The 14,905-nt window shown below is 33.3% G+C and carries 11 protein-coding genes and 2 other annotated features; of the genes, 7 read left to right on the top strand and 4 right to left on the bottom strand.

The window, feature by feature from the left end; translation table 11 throughout:
* The first annotated feature begins 139 nt into the window (after positions 1-139).
* Positions 140-2,419 carry an S-layer homology domain-containing protein gene (locus HMPREF1864_RS02580; protein WP_062571281.1) on the top strand — a complete coding sequence of 760 codons (2,280 nt, stop codon included), beginning with the start codon at positions 140-142 and terminating at the stop codon, positions 2,417-2,419.
* Between the two features lie 314 nt (positions 2,420-2,733).
* Positions 2,734-4,527: a stalk domain-containing protein gene (locus tag HMPREF1864_RS02575; RefSeq protein ID WP_062571280.1), complete on the top strand. Its 1,794-nt coding sequence runs from the start codon at positions 2,734-2,736 to the stop codon at positions 4,525-4,527.
* Between the two features lie 141 nt (positions 4,528-4,668).
* Here the strand turns inward: HMPREF1864_RS02575 and HMPREF1864_RS02570 are convergent, their stop codons facing one another.
* Positions 4,669-5,949: an O-acetylhomoserine aminocarboxypropyltransferase/cysteine synthase family protein gene (locus tag HMPREF1864_RS02570; protein WP_062571279.1), complete on the bottom strand. Its 1,281-nt coding sequence runs from the start codon at positions 5,947-5,949 to the stop codon at positions 4,669-4,671.
* Positions 5,950-6,039: 90 nt separating this feature from the next.
* Positions 6,040-6,282, bottom strand: a binding site (T-box leader).
* Positions 6,283-6,493: 211 nt separating this feature from the next.
* Positions 6,494-6,722 (top strand) — a binding site (T-box leader).
* Between the two features lie 48 nt (positions 6,723-6,770).
* Here HMPREF1864_RS02570 and HMPREF1864_RS02565 point away from each other — a divergent pair.
* The 5 genes from HMPREF1864_RS02565 to ilvD are packed head-to-tail and all read left to right on the top strand — an operon-like array spanning position 6,771 to position 12,374.
* Positions 6,771-7,550 (top strand): ABC transporter ATP-binding protein, encoded by a 780-nt coding sequence (locus HMPREF1864_RS02565; protein ID WP_062571278.1) that lies wholly within the window; start codon positions 6,771-6,773, stop codon positions 7,548-7,550.
* Positions 7,547-9,208 carry a biosynthetic-type acetolactate synthase large subunit gene (gene ilvB, locus HMPREF1864_RS02560; RefSeq protein ID WP_062571277.1) on the top strand — a complete coding sequence of 554 codons (1,662 nt, stop codon included), beginning with the start codon at positions 7,547-7,549 and terminating at the stop codon, positions 9,206-9,208. Before HMPREF1864_RS02565 ends, ilvB begins: the two co-directional genes overlap by 4 nt.
* 4 nt (positions 9,209-9,212) lie before the next feature.
* On the top strand, positions 9,213-9,695 hold the full coding sequence (ilvN, locus tag HMPREF1864_RS02555; RefSeq protein ID WP_062571276.1) for an acetolactate synthase small subunit: 483 nt from the start codon (positions 9,213-9,215) through the stop codon (positions 9,693-9,695).
* Between the two features lie 11 nt (positions 9,696-9,706).
* The gene (gene ilvC, locus HMPREF1864_RS02550; RefSeq protein ID WP_062571275.1) at positions 9,707-10,702 is read left to right on the top strand and encodes a ketol-acid reductoisomerase; all 996 of its coding nucleotides are present in this window, start codon (positions 9,707-9,709) and stop codon (positions 10,700-10,702) included.
* Between the two features lie 7 nt (positions 10,703-10,709).
* The gene (gene ilvD / locus HMPREF1864_RS02545; RefSeq protein WP_062571274.1) at positions 10,710-12,374 is read left to right on the top strand and encodes a dihydroxy-acid dehydratase; all 1,665 of its coding nucleotides are present in this window, start codon (positions 10,710-10,712) and stop codon (positions 12,372-12,374) included.
* Between the two features lie 85 nt (positions 12,375-12,459).
* Here ilvD and HMPREF1864_RS02540 read toward each other — a convergent pair whose 3' ends face one another.
* Genes HMPREF1864_RS02540 through HMPREF1864_RS02530 form a run of 3 tightly spaced genes read right to left on the bottom strand, consistent with a single transcriptional unit; the run spans position 12,460 to position 14,839 of the window.
* Positions 12,460-13,173 carry an ABC transporter permease gene (locus HMPREF1864_RS02540; protein WP_062571273.1) on the bottom strand — a complete coding sequence of 238 codons (714 nt, stop codon included), beginning with the start codon at positions 13,171-13,173 and terminating at the stop codon, positions 12,460-12,462.
* A 9-nt stretch (positions 13,174-13,182) separates the two neighbouring features.
* Complete coding sequence (locus HMPREF1864_RS02535; protein ID WP_062571272.1) at positions 13,183-13,938, bottom strand: ABC-2 family transporter permease; 756 nt, start codon at positions 13,936-13,938, stop codon at positions 13,183-13,185.
* Between the two features lie 4 nt (positions 13,939-13,942).
* Positions 13,943-14,839, bottom strand: coding sequence for an ABC transporter ATP-binding protein (locus HMPREF1864_RS02530; protein WP_062571271.1), 897 nt, complete (start codon positions 14,837-14,839; stop codon positions 13,943-13,945).
* Positions 14,840-14,905: the final 66 nt, after the last annotated feature.

The raw sequence follows: 14,905 nt of genomic DNA, 5'->3' as shown, positions 1-14,905 counted from the left end.
GTGTAAACGATTGAATAAAAATTATAAGTGGTATACAATGAAATAGAAAGAATTTTATATATTTGAGAATAGGAGGATTTATGAAAAAAACATTTAAAAGATTTTTTGTAGCTTTCTTAGCTACGATGACCATGCTAACATGCGTGGGGGGGGGGGTATCTACGCGGAAGAGAACGTAAGTAAAGTTGATAAGAGTATCTTTTCCAGTGACAAGAAACTAGAAAGCACGAAAACTCTTGGCACAAATAAACCAACAGCAGTAGCAGGACCGGTTGGAGAAATTACAGTTGAAGTAGGACAGACTGTCAAGGATACGGGTTTTATCAACACCTTTAAGACAAAGGAGGCCCTAGCAGGAGATTTGGAATATGGCACAAAAACTTTTTCAACTTCTATTTCAGGCGTTGTAGTTGATGGGAAGTATTATGACATACAAAATGATCCCAGCGGTGTCGGTAAGATGATGGAATATGTGAGTCAAGACTATAATTCTGCAGTTTCTGTAAACTACGACATTAAGAATAAAACCGGCGGAAAAGAAATTAGCTATGCATTTACAGGAAATAAAGCCACTGATGAAGGTAAGGAAGTCTATGTTTACTACCACTATTCTGTAAATGGGAAGGCAGCTAATGGACAAGAGATTACTCGTGGAGGTTATCTCGGCTATAAGATTAAGGTAACACCAATTACTGGTGGTCTAATTTATGATGCCAATGGAGGCACAATCAAAGGAAAACCAACATTTGATGATGTAAAAGGCCGTAAGGGACCAAAAGATCCTAATGCATTTTGGAAAAAAGCAGAGATTGATATTATTAGTGATGTGCCTGTAAGAGAGGGCTATAAGTTTGCCTTTTGGTATGAAGAAGAACTTTATCCTAACGACAAAGAAGTCTATACAGACCAAGCTCTTGACACAGAGGTATATCCAGTTCCAGATGGAAAACACTTTACTATTTATGAGATGTCATTGTTTAACGTAAGCAGAACTAAGACATTAAAGGCTGCATGGGACAAGGAATACAGTCTAAAATATGATGTGGATGGCAAAACTAATGTCGTAAGCGAAGAAAAAGGATTGCTTGGTCTTAACCTTAATGATTTGTCTATAAAATCTAAAGATATTGATGTTGCAGCTGGAGTTGCAAGAACAGAAAAAGGTGGAGAATTTAAGTGTTGGAGAGATGGAAATACTGATTACGCTCCAGGTGCTAAAATTACACTTACTGAAAATAAGTCAAAGGTAACCTTAAAAGCTATTTGGAATATTACAACTGAATATGTGGACAATAAGGGCAATAATCTACAAGATCCGGTTGTCGATGAAAAAGAAGGCGAACAAAAGACTTTCGATGGTTATACTTTTGTGAAAAAAGAAGACACAAAAAAAGGCGTCAAGTATATTTATGAAAAAAACAAGATTACAACCCAATATGTAGACGATAAGGGTAAGGATATAAAAGACCCCTTTGTCGGCGAAAAAAAGGGCACTAAGGAAATTGATGGTTATAAGTTCTTAAGAGAAGAAGCCACTGCAAATGGCGTTAAGTATATTTATGAAAAAATAAATGCACCACAACCTGATCCAAATCCACAACCTCAACCTGAACCTCAACCTGAACCAGAAGTAAATCATGATTGGGAATATATAACATTTAGACATCATGATTCTACTCCAAGCACACCAGTTTATGTAAGTGTAAGCAGGAGAGATGAAGATAAGAAAGAAACTAAAACAGTTAAAGAAGAAAAGACTAAAGTAGTTAAGGAAGCCCACATTGCATATATCATGGGTTATCCTGACAATACAGTTCGTCCAAATAATACTTTAACTAGAGCAGAAGCAGTAGCTATGGTTACTCGTCTTTCTAAATTAGATCTATCTAATAAATCAAGAGCACCTTATGCAGACTTAAAGGATAAGGCTTGGTATTTACCAAATATCAATGCTGGTTTAAAGGCTGGTATGCTAGATGCTGATGAAAAGGGAAATTTAAGACCTAATGAAGCAGTAACTAGGGGAGAATTTGTAAAGATGATTGCAGCAATAGATGAGGCTGGAAATGAAAAGGCACCATTTAATGATATTGCAGGTCATAAGTATGAAAAAGAAATAAACCAACTTTATAGCAACAAACGTATTTTTGGTTATGAAGATGGAAGCTTTAAGCCTGATGCCTTCTTGACAAGAGCAGAAGCTGCATCTATTTTAAACAGAGTTTTCAATAGAGTAACAGATGCTGAAGCACTTAAGGGCTTTGAAGATAAGATTCATAAGTTTAGTGACTTAGATAAAAATGCTTGGTACTATTATGAAATGGTAGAAGCAACAAATAATCATGAATCAGAAACTAGAAATGGAAAAGATTCATATAACCGTGACCTTGAAAGATGGACAAAACTTTTAAATGATTAATAACTTTGTGTTTTTGAATATCCATTAGGGAGTAATTCCTTAATGGATATTTTTTATTAAGAAAAATTAAACAATGTCAAAGAAATGTTAAATTTTTTATTGAGAAAAATATTTTTTATTTACCCTAAAGTAAACTTATGCTAATATTTTTTTGGTATCTTTACATTAAGTTAATTTTATTTTTTTATTTGTTATTTAGGTAACTTAAGATAAAGTAGTAGGCAATTTATTTTAATTTATTCTGACAAATTTTAAGTTAATTTAATGCTTCTAAAAATTTATTATGGATACCAAAATATAATTTGGAGGAAAATATGAAAAAAGTTGTAGCAACTACTATGGCTACTTTGTTATTTGGGCTTTCATTTCCGGTTAACACCTTTGCTTTGCCCGATAATGAGGTTAGTGCAAATTCTCAAGTCTTAGAGAAGGTAAGTCAACCTAATGGTGGAGATGGACCTCAAAGTGGAGCTGACGCAGATAATAAAGCCAAGGAAGATACAATCGCTAAAAAGATAGAAGGCAAACTAGAGGCTAAGGATATTACTGTATGGCAAAATGATACCGTTAATTGGAAAGATGGAGTTAAGTTAAAAACAGATAATGAAGAATTTAAGGGTTACTTAGATGAAGCTTCTGTTACAGATTTAGATAATAGAAATACTAGTAATAGTAATACTGATACTAATGATGATAGGGCTTTTAAAGGTAAACTTAAAGTTACGTTTAAAGATAAATCAGAAATCGAGATTGCTGATCAAAAGTTATATGTAACTAGCAAAATGACGAATATAAATAATAACAAGGCTCCTAAAAATGCTGTAGATGTAAAGTTACAGTTAGGTGAAGGTGTAAAGGATTCAAACGGGACTATAGGTCAAAAAGATAAACCAGTAGAGTATGGGTCATATAGAATTAAACCTGGAGTAAATATTTTAAATGAAGAACATCCGCAAATTAAAGATTCTCTTTTTAATTTAGTAAAACTTGAAGTATCAGATCCAGATAAATATGTTGATCCGCAATGGACTAGTGGAAGTGCTAATAAAAAGAATTTTGTTGTAAGTAAAGATAATAATATTTTTACAGCTACTGCAAGTAAGTTATTTACTATGACTTTCAAATTTGTTGGCTATGATAGGGATTCAAAAAATGGCATCGACTCTGAAAATTTACCTAAAGCTATAAAGGATAAATTACCTCAAGAGCAAAAAATTAAAGAGGGAGAATCATTTAATCCTGATAAGTTTGAAGATACAATAAATGAAAATAGTGGAGAGAATAAGTACGAGTGGAAATTTAATGGTTGGAATCTTACTGGACCTCTATCTATAAATGAAAATAAAAATTTTGAGGGAACTTGGACTAGGAGCAAAGTAGAAGAAAATTCTAATCCAGAAGTAAAGCCTGGTCCTGGAAAAGAAGAGGACAAGAAAGAAAGCCCAGAAAATAAAAATAAACCAAAGGATAATTCAAAGGCAGAAGACAAGAAAGAAAGCCCACAAGAAGAAAAGAAGCCAAAGGATAATTCAAGGGTAGAGGACAATAAAAACAATAATAAGTCTAATAATACTTTCCCAAGAATAAAAGCAAATGAAAATAAGTCTTCTTCCAATAAGATTTACACTCGAACTACAAAAAAAGAATCTAAGACAGAATCAAAGAAAGAGACTTTTTCTAAGACTGCAAAATATACTTTGACTTTAAATAGTGGAGAGTATGAAGTCCTTATAAATGGGCAAGTTATTAAAAGACAAATGGATGTTAAGCCTCTTATAAAAAATGACAGACTTATGCTTCCACTTAGAAGCCTTGCAGAAATGATTGGCACAAAAGTTGAATGGGATCAAGAAACAAGGACAGCAATCTTTACAAACAAGGATATGGTAGCAAAAATCCAAATCGATGGAAATGAAATAGTCCTTTCCAATGGCAAGGTCATCAAGATGGACTCTAAACCATTAAACATCAAGGGAAGAATTTTACTTCCAGTATCTAACGTTGCCAATGTATTTGGACTTACAAATGGAAATACAAAAGACGGCGTTGACCAAAACATCGAATGGGATGGCGACACTAAGACAGTGGAAATAAACTTAAATAAATAAAAACTTTTAAAGGACTTAGTCAAGAGCTAAGTTCTTTTTTTACTTTCTTTAAGGGATAAATAAAAAACTTCCTCATAAGAATTTAATCTCATGGGGAAGTTTATGTGAGGGTATTGAAGTAGTTTTATATTTTTATATTTATTATAACTTTGCTAATGCTTGCTCTACGTCTTTAATGATGTCTTCAGCATCTTCTATGCCCACTGACATTCTTATTAGGTCAGGGCTTATTCCAGCATGAGCAAGTTCTTCATCATTCATTTGTCTATGTGTTGTTGATGCAGGGTGAAGGACACAAGTTCTTGAATCAGCAACATGAGTTACAACAGCAGCAAGTTTTAAGCTATCCATGAATTTTGTTGCAGCTTCTCTTCCACCCTTAATACCAAAGGCAATTACTCCGCAGGTTCCCTCTGGCAAGTATTTTTGTGCAAGGTCATATTGTGAGTCGCCTTCAAGACCAGGGAAAGTGATCCAAGAAATTTTGTCGTTAGCCTTTAAATATTTAGCAAGTGCAAGTGCATTTTCGTAGTGTCTTGGCATTCTTAGGTGGAGGGTTTCAAGTCCGATTCCTAAGTAAAAAGAGTTTTGTGGGGAAGGAATACTTCCTAAGTCTCTCATTAAAGTTGTAGTCATCTTAGTTATATAAGCGCCCTTGCCAAAGGTTTCTGTGTAGACAACACCATGATAAGATTCGTCTGGTTCAGTTAGTCCAGGGAACTTGTCCTTGTGCTTTGACCAATCGAAGTTACCTGAGTCAACAACGACACCACCAACTGAGTTAGCGAATCCATTCATGTATTTTGTTGTTGAGTGAGTGACAATATCTGCACCCCATTCAATTGGTCTTAAGAAAATTGGTGTAGGGAAGGTGTTATCCACAATAAGTGGCACTCCATGGTCGTGTGCTGCTTTAGCAAAAGTTTCAATGTCTAAAACACTTAGGGATGGGTTTGAAAGAGTTTCACCAAAGACTGCTTTTGTATTTTCTTTAAAGGCCTTATTTAATTCTTCTAGGCTCACATCTGGTTCAACAAAAGTTGCTTCAATGCCAAGCTTTTTCATTGTGTTAGCAATTAGGTTGTATGTTCCACCGTAGATTGCTGATGATGCTACTATGTGATCACCTGCATTTACAATGTTAAGTAGGGCATAAAAGTTTGCAGCTTGTCCTGATGATGTTAATATTCCAGCAACACCACCTTCAAGTGCTGTAATTTTATTAGCCACTGCATCATTTGTTGGGTTGGCTAGTCTTGTGTAAAAATATCCAGCTTCCTTTAGGTCAAAAAGATTTGCCATTTGCTGAGATGAATCGTATTTAAAGGTTGTGGATTGAACAATTGGCACAACTCTTGGTTCGCCATTCTTTGGTTCATATCCTGCTTGCACACATAAGGTTCCTAAATTTTTCTTTGTCATTTTATCCTCCTAGATTTTATATACTTGTCGGCAACTCAAAGGTAAGTAACTTATAATTAAGCTTTAATAAAATAAAAAAAGCTCCCGTCCATAAAGGACGAAAGCTTGAGCTTCGTGTTACCACCTTTTTTTATTATTTTATCGCTAAAATAACCTCATAGAGTACCAACATACTCCGAACGCTATAACAGGCGTACCTGTCGCAGCCTAAACTTTTGTCTCGGTGCGATAACTCCAAGGCCATGTTCCAAAGTATCCATTTTGATTTCTTTCACCAAGCGAAATCTCTCTGTAAAAACTTTTACAATGTACTCTCCTCTTCAAAGTCTATGCATTGAATTATAATTTGGGTAAATCTATTTGTCAATAAGATAATAAAAATTTTTTTAAAGAATTTTTTTATAAGTGATGGGTTGTTAAATTAAATTAGAGAGATAGAAGCTTTTGCTTTTAATATTATTAAATATTTAAAAAATATTTTTGTAAAATTTTTAAAAAATTGCTTGACTTTATTTCTTGAAGGCCTTAATATGATATGCAATATAAAAAATATTAGAAAAAACGAGTAGACTCATAAAGACTTATAGAGAGTAAGCGTTTGGTGAAAGCTTATAGTTGGAGTGAATTCGAAAATCCTTTTTCTTATGCAGGGCAGAAATAATAGTAAGTCTTGTCGCAGTGGTAGGCGTTATCATTACCCAGCATTGATTGATGCTTGAGCGCTTATTTTTTTATAAGAATAAAGGTGGTACCGCGGAACTTTCGTCCTTTGTCATAACTGACAGAGGACTTTTTTTATACCTAAAATTATTGGAGGAACCATGATAGAGTTTAAAAATATAAATTTTATAAGAGATGGTGACTACATCTTGAAAGATATTAATTTAAAAATAAATAAAAATGAAAATTGGTTGGTCTTAGGGCCCAATGGGTCAGGAAAGTCTACCTTGTTTTCTTTGTTAAAGGCTTACACAATTGCCAGTGCCGGAGACATTGAAGTATTTGGTAAAAGCTTTGGCTTTGATAATTGGAACTGTGTAAAAGAAAAGATAAGACTTGTATCTTCTACTATGGACAAGTTTAAGGATGTTCTTTATAAGGAATCGGTCTACGAGATTGTTTTATCAGGATTAAAAAATAAAATTGGGATTTATGAGAAAGAAAGTGAGGATGAAAAAAATCTAGTAGAGAACTTTTTGCGAGATTTTGATTTTTATTATATGAAAGATAAGGAGTACAAAGTTTTATCTGCTGGAGAAAAGCAAAAGGTATTGATTTTAAGAAGTTTAATCGCAAGACCTGAGATATTAGTTTTAGATGAACCCTGTGCAAGTCTAGACTTGTTCCAAAAAGAAAAAATTTTAAATTTTATTGAGGATATAAAGACTAATTTAATTTATATAAGTCATGACATATCAGAAATATTACCAACCATTACTCACGTTGTCCTAATTAAGGATGGAAGAATATTTAAAAAGGGGAAAAGGGAAGAAGTGTTAACAGATAAAAATCTTTCAGAACTTTACGGTTTGAATTTGAATATAGAATTCCCAAGGGATGAAAGACCAATAATACATGTGTTAAGGGGTGAAGGAAAATGAAAGTTAAAGGCTCGGAGATTATTTTAAAAACTTTAATAGATGAAGGCGTGGATACCCTCTTTGGTTATCCTGGTGGCTCTGTAATACAAGTTTTTGATTCTCTCTATGACTACAGGGACAAAATAAAATTAATTAGGACAAGCCATGAACAAGGGGCTGCTCATGCTGCTGATGGTTTTGCAAGATCCACTGGCAAGGTTGGAGTTGTTATTGCAACATCAGGACCTGGAGCTACAAATATCGTGACGGGAGTAGCCACTGCCTTTATGGATTCAATTCCTCTTGTTTGCATCACAGGAAATGCAAGCAGGAAATTAATTGGAAAGGATTCCTTTCAAGAAATAGACATAGTTGGTATTACAATGCCAATTACAAAACACAATTTTATTGTAAGAGATGTATCTCAACTTCAAGAAACAATTAGAAAGGCTTTTAAAATTGCAAACTCTGGAAGGAAGGGACCTGTACTTATTGATATTCCATCAGATGTAATGGCAGATTTTACTTATTATGAACCAAAAGAAAAATTAAGTGAAAAAAATAACTTTGATATAAAAGAAGTGGACATATTAAAAGTTGCTAATTATATTAACAATTCAAAGAAACCAATTATTTACTGTGGAGGTGGTGTAACAGCCTCGGGAAGTTTTAAAGAACTCAGAAAATTAATTCAAGAATCTAACATTCCAGCTTGCAACACAATAATGGGAATTGGCGTTCTTGGATATGAAGATGAATTAAATCTTGGAATGCTTGGAATGCATGGGAGATACAGTACTAACCAGGCTATTGATGAGTGCGATCTATTAATAGCTTGTGGAGTTAGATTTTCTGATAGGGTTGCACTTAATACAGAAAAATTCGCAAAAAACGCATATATAATTCACATCGACATAGATAAGTCTGAAATTGATAAAAATATTTTTACAAATTTTAGCTTAATTGGAGATGTAAAGGAAATATTAACTAGGCTCTTACCTCATATTCATTCAAAGGAGAGAAGAGATTGGATAAGTAGAATTAATGAATTAAGAAAAAACGACTACGTTCCAAAATCTTCTGAAGACGAGATTAAACCTCATCAAGTAATAAAATATATTTCAAAGACACTGGGGGAAGATTTGATTTTTGTTACTGACGTTGGTCAACATCAAATGTGGACTGCCCAGTACTGTGGAAGAACACATCCGAGATCTTTTTTGACAAGTGGTGGACTTGGGACTATGGGATTTGGGTATGGTGCAGCCATAGGAGCTAAAGTTGGAAATCCTAATAGACCTGTGGTGCATATTACAGGAGATGGTTCCTTTAATATGAACTTTAACGAGGTCATAACAGCTGTTAATAATCATGTAAACATCATAACAGTTGTGATGAATAACAGTGCTCTTGGAATGGTAAGACAGTGGCAGCATATCTTGTATAATGATAGATTTTCAGGAACAAATATGGTAAGTGGTCTTGACTACGTTAATCTCTCAAAAGCTATGGGTGCAGATGCCTATTCTTGTAAGAGTTTTAATGAATTTAAAATTTCTTTTGATAAGGCAATAAGGGCGAATAAACCTGTTGTGATTGAAGTTGAAATAGATAAGGATGAATTAGTATTGCCAATGATACCAGCAGGTGGTTCTGTTGAGGATGTGATAATGGAGTGAAGAGATGAAAAGTTTAAGCACAATAAATATTCTAGTTTACAATAATGCAGGTATTCTTACGAGAATTTCATCTATTCTCGCAAGGAGAGATTTCAACATTGAAAGTATTAATGCTGCTGTTGTCAATAAAGATGATAACAAGACAAGGATCATTGCCACAATATCAGAAGAACCTGATTCAGTTAGGCAAGTTGTAAATCAAATTGAAAAACTAGAAGATGTAATTAATTTGGAAATTATGAATAATGAAAACTTCATATCTCGTGAGATGCTATTAATTAGACTTGAAATTTCTAGTGGAGATTATTTGGAGCTAAATGCACTGACTAATTTGTATGGTGCAAAAATTGTTGATTATTCTTCAGAAAATTTATTTTTAGAATTGACTGGGGATAAGAAAAACTTAGATGATTTTTTAAAAATTATTTCTAAGTATAAAGTAGTTGATGTAATAAGAACTGGTATAACAGGAATTAAAAAATTTTAGGAGGAAAGAAAATGATAAAAAAATATTATGACAAAGATTGTGACTTATCTTTATTAAGTGGAAAGACAGTAGCTATAATGGGTTTTGGATCTCAAGGTCATGCTCATGCAATGAACTTAAAAGAAAGTGGAGTTAATGTAATCGTTGGACTTAGAAAATCTTCTAAGTCAAGAAAGATGGCTGAAGAATTTGGTCTTGAGGTAATGGAAGTTGCTGAAGCTGCAAAGAGAGCAGATATTGTTATGATGTTAGTTCCTGATGAAGTTTCTGCAGATATATATAATAATGAAGTTGCACCAAACTTAAAAGCTGGAGATACACTTATGTATGCTCATGGATTTAACGTTCATTACAATCTTGTTAAGCCTGCTGAAGGAATTGATGTGTCTATGGTTGCACCAAAGGGACCAGGTCATACTGTTAGAAGTCAATACGAACAAGGATATGGCGTTCCTTCACTTGTTGCAGTCTATCAAGATGCAAGTGGCAAGGCCAAGGATGTAGCTCTTGCTTATGCATCTGCCCTTGGAGCAGGAAGAGCTGGAATTTTGGAAACTTCTTTTAAGGAAGAAACTGAGACAGATTTATTTGGTGAACAAGCTGTTCTTTGTGGCGGCATAACTGAACTTATGAAGGCAGGATTTGAAACTCTTGTTGAGGCAGGTTACGAACCTGAAATGGCATACTTTGAATGTATCCATGAAATGAAGTTAATTGTTGATATGATAGTTGAAGGTGGATTTGCAAATATGAGAAATTCAATTTCTAACACGGCTGAGTATGGAGATTATCATGCTGGTAAAAAAATCATAGGAAAAGAAACTCGTGATAATATGAAAAAAGTATTAGATGACATTCAATCCGGTGCCTTTGCAAGTGAGTTTATGCAAGAATTTAGTGGTGGAAGAAAAATCCAATTCTTAACAACAAGGAGAAGGGAAGCAGAACATCAACTTGAAAAAGTTGGTGGAGAACTTAGATCAATGATGACTTGGTTAAAAAAGTAGGTCAAGTATGAAGTTAACTAGTGAAAAAGTATTAAAAGGACCAGAGAGAGCACCAAATAGGTCTCTCTTCTACGCCCTTGGATATACAAAAAAGCAACTTGAGAGACCTCTTGTTGGAATAATTTCTGCTTATAGTGAGATTGTACCAGGACATATGTATCTTGATAAGGTTGCAGATGCTGTAAAGACAGGAGTATTAATGAATGGGGGAACACCAATTACTATTCCGTCAATTGGAGTATGCGATGGTATAGCCATGGGTCATCTTGGAATGAAGTATTCTCTTCCAAGTCGAGACTTAATCGCAGATAGTGTAGAGACTATGGCAATTGCCCATGGACTTGATGCCCTTGTTCTAGTTCCCAATTGTGACAAGATAGTTCCTGGTATGATTATGGGTGCTCTTAGATTAAATCTTCCAACTATACTTGTTAGCGGTGGACCAATGCTTGCTGGAAAAAATAATAAAAAAGAAATTTCTCTTTCTTATGCCTTTGAAGCTGTTGGTGCCAACAAGGCTAACTTGATAAGTGATGATGACCTATATGAAATTGAAAAATCAGTTTGTCCAACTTGTGGATCTTGTGCAGGGATGTATACTGCCAACTCAATGAACTGCCTTTCAGAAGCGATAGGTTTAGCCTTGCCAGGTAATGGCACAACCCCAGCAGTCTATTCTGAAAGATATAGAATTGCAAAAGAGTCTGGATTTGAAATTATGGAACTACTTAAGAAGGACATCAGAATAAAGGACATAATAACTGATAGGTCAGTTAGGAATGCAATAGTTTGTGACATGGCCCTAGGTTGTTCTACTAACACCGTTCTCCACCTCTTAGCAATTGCATCTGAAGCTGGACTTGATGTAGACCTTAACTTGTTTAACGAAATAAGCGAAAAAGTTCCAAACTTGTGTCATCTTGCTCCAGCAGGACCTCATCACATGGAAGACTTATATTTAAGTGGTGGAATAGGGGCAGTGCAAAAGGAACTTCTAAAGGGAAATTTTCTCGATACAGATGTTATAACAGTAAGTGGAGAAAAACTTTCTGAAAATTTAAAAAGTGTCGAGATTAAAAGTCATGATGTCATTAGACCTTTAGAAAATCCTTATTCAAAGGTTGGTGGCTTAGCAATTTTATTTGGTAACATTGCAAGAAGAGGTTGCGTTGTAAAAAGATCTGCTGTAGACGAAAGTATGTTAAGACACTCTGGACCAGCAAGAGTTTTCAATTCAGAAGATGATGCGATTAAGGCTATTTATGGAAGAAAAATAAATAAGGGTGATGTAGTTGTTATTCGTTATGAAGGACCAAAGGGTGGTCCTGGTATGAGGGAGATGCTTAACCCAACATCAGCTCTTGCAGGTATGAAGCTTGACAAGGAAGTAGCACTTATAACTGACGGCAGGTTTTCTGGAGCTTCAAGAGGAGCATCAATAGGTCATGTATCTCCTGAAGCTGCCCTCGGTGGCGAAATAGGAATTATTGAAGAAGGAGATATTATTGAAATAGATATACCTAAGTATTCAATAAATTTAAAAATTTCTGAAGAGGAGTTAAATAAAAGAATGGATAACTTTAAACCATTAGAAATAAATAAGGTTTCAGGATGGCTTGATAGGTATAGAAGATGCGTAACAAGTTCAGACAAGGGTGCAATTCTAAAGTAAAATAAAAATTTTTTATTAACTTAATAAGATTAATAACTTCATAGGATATAAAAGGGTAGGTCTAAAATTGGACCTACCCTTTTTCTTATTCATATTTTAATAATTTATTAGACAGTTTTGTAAATATTAAGATTTCAATTAATGAAAATAGAAGCATTTTTATTCCATCAACTTTATTAATTAAGTCAAAATGATTTGTTGTAATAGCGAGCTTGCTGGAAGCAATAATATTTTGAAATATTGGCAATATATTTTGTGCCACAAGTGCAAAGCCAAAAATTGAAATCAAGACTGACGCAAGAACTATTAAGCCTAGAGATTTTATTTTTAAACTAAGGTAATTCATTATGGCAATTATTGGAAGGGAGGATAGGATACTTATTCCAATGTAGTAGATGTATAATCCTAACCTTTCAATATTAAAACCACATATAAATTTGCCACTTAATACAAATAGTAATAAAAAATAAATTTGAGTGAAGGCTATTATGATAAAGGCAATAAAAGACTTTGCCCTAATGAAATTTATATTTTTAATAGGACTTGTTCTTATTAATTTTAAGCCAGCCTTGTGTTCAACAGACCAAAGACTTGAAACTATTATGGATATAAGGGGGATAATAAAAAACATAAAGTAGAAGAGTGATGTTTGAGTCCAAAGACTTTCCCATTTGTTTTTTAAGACTTCTTGATTTAGTAAATAGTTTATAGTCCCAAAAATATTTGCAAGCAAGGGGATTATTAATACTGTAGTTAAGAGTGAAAACAATTTTAATTTTTTAAATTCTATTTTTAACATTTATGCCTCCTATATGTCCTTAGAGAGTGTAAATTTATTAAGTCTTGTGATGTAAATTAGACTGAGGATGATATAAATTAAGCTTACAAGCAATGTGATATAATTTATATTATTCATAGTCTGTGTGTATACTTGTCCATCTTTTACATAATTTATATTTAAGATAGTAGCAAGGAGTCCAAAGGGATTTATTTGCGATAAAACTTTTGATGTTAGCATGGTAATTATTCCAGACATTGCTCCCACAATTGAAAAGAAGAGGGAGAAGTAAATCTTTTTACTTTTAATTTCAATTATTGTGAAGATCAATAGCATAGAAATGTTAATTGATAAAGTTGTTAAAAAGTAAATTATTATTCTTTTTATTATCTCCATATCTAAGTCAAAGTTTATATTTTTACTTGCTAAAAATATTATTATTAACCACTCAACAATTTGTAGTAAGAAAACTTTTATGGACAAGTTTTTAATTTTATCCAATAAAATTTTCTGAACTTTTAAACCAAGGCTCATTTGCATTTGCCACATATTATTCTTCTCTTCAATCTCTATTACTTTCTTAACAAGGGATGATAGGGCGATGGGATTAAAAAACAAAGAGATTACTAAATAAGAATCCAATATTCTTGCAAGGGGATATTTATTAACTTGAAAGTCTTTTGTCTTGAAGGCTATAAGGATTGAAAATAAATGTATGGCAAACAAAATTAAAATTGTTAAATTTAATTTCAGTCCCTTATTCTTTTTCTTTTCTAAATTTTTCATTCAATCACCTTACACTTGTTTCTTGAATAAATAACTTTTCAAGACTTTCTTTTCTTTTTTCGACCCTATAGATATCAAGGTCATTGACAAGAATTTTTATTATTCTTGCAACTTCTTCTTTACTTTTATTTCCAAGAACTAAATAGTCGTCAACAATATTTGACTGAGGAAGTTCTAGTAACTTTGAGGCCTTAAGATTATCAGATGTCTTTAAAACAATCACTGGTGGATGGAGGTCCCTATAGTCTCTTAAAGAACCAGTGTAAGTTAAGGACCCATTTTTAAGTATTCCAATGTGAGTCGATATTTTTTCAATTTCATCCAAAATATGCGAAGAAATTAAAATACTAGTATTAGAATTTTTTACAATACTTTTAAACAGGTCTCTCATCTCTTCAATACCATAAGGGTCAAGTCCATTGATAGGCTCATCTAAGATTAAAAATTTTGGATTTCCAATAAGGGCTATGGCAATACCTAGCCTTTGTTTCATTCCCAGTGAAAACTCTCTGACCTTCTTATCTTTACTTTTTATTAGTCCAACATCTCTAAGTGTTTTATCAATCTTGTCTTTATTTATATTTTTCATGTCACAGATAAGATCTAGGTTATCATAGGCAGTGAGGTGGTCATAAAAGGACGGGGCTTCAATTAAAGAACCCAAATTTTTATTTGTTTCCTTTTGATTTTTTTCATTTACCTCTTTTCCATACAAGCTTATTTTTCCAGAATCTTTTTTAACTAAACCAAGAATAGACTTCATAAGTGTGGACTTGCCAGCACCATTAGGCCCAATAAGTCCAAAGATACTTCCTTCTTGGATTTCTAAGTTAACATTCTTTAATACTGTGTTTTTGTCATAGGATTTCGTAAGATTTTCAATTTTTAAAATATTTGTCATGATGTTCTCCTTTCTCAAATTCAAAATGATTATAAAAAATTAAAATAACTTAGAGATTTTAAGTAG

The sequence above is a fragment of the Peptoniphilus sp. DNF00840 genome (genome assembly GCF_001553125.1).
GTDB classification, from domain to species: Bacteria; Bacillota; Clostridia; order Tissierellales; family Peptoniphilaceae; genus Peptoniphilus_A; species Peptoniphilus_A vaginalis.
The sequence above is the reverse complement of the archived record's forward strand: the minus strand, read 5'-3'. Positions and strand labels throughout refer to the sequence as shown.

Excerpts from the sequence above, each read along its gene's own strand:
- HMPREF1864_RS02580 (WP_062571281.1), top strand. The coding sequence starts at position 140 with ATGCGTGGGGGGGGGGGTATCTACGCGGAAGAGAACGTAAGTAAAGTT.
- HMPREF1864_RS02575 (WP_062571280.1), top strand. The coding sequence starts at position 2,734 with ATGAAAAAAGTTGTAGCAACTACTATGGCTACTTTGTTATTTGGGCTT.
- HMPREF1864_RS02570 (WP_062571279.1), bottom strand. The coding sequence starts at position 5,949 with ATGACAAAGAAAAATTTAGGAACCTTATGTGTGCAAGCAGGATATGAA.
- HMPREF1864_RS02565 (WP_062571278.1), top strand. The coding sequence starts at position 6,771 with ATGATAGAGTTTAAAAATATAAATTTTATAAGAGATGGTGACTACATC.
- ilvB (WP_062571277.1), top strand. The coding sequence starts at position 7,547 with ATGAAAGTTAAAGGCTCGGAGATTATTTTAAAAACTTTAATAGATGAA.
- ilvN (WP_062571276.1), top strand. The coding sequence starts at position 9,213 with ATGAAAAGTTTAAGCACAATAAATATTCTAGTTTACAATAATGCAGGT.
- ilvC (WP_062571275.1), top strand. The coding sequence starts at position 9,707 with ATGATAAAAAAATATTATGACAAAGATTGTGACTTATCTTTATTAAGT.
- ilvD (WP_062571274.1), top strand. The coding sequence starts at position 10,710 with ATGAAGTTAACTAGTGAAAAAGTATTAAAAGGACCAGAGAGAGCACCA.
- HMPREF1864_RS02540 (WP_062571273.1), bottom strand. The coding sequence starts at position 13,173 with ATGTTAAAAATAGAATTTAAAAAATTAAAATTGTTTTCACTCTTAACT.
- HMPREF1864_RS02535 (WP_062571272.1), bottom strand. The coding sequence starts at position 13,938 with ATGAAAAATTTAGAAAAGAAAAAGAATAAGGGACTGAAATTAAATTTA.
- HMPREF1864_RS02530 (WP_062571271.1), bottom strand. The coding sequence starts at position 14,839 with ATGACAAATATTTTAAAAATTGAAAATCTTACGAAATCCTATGACAAA.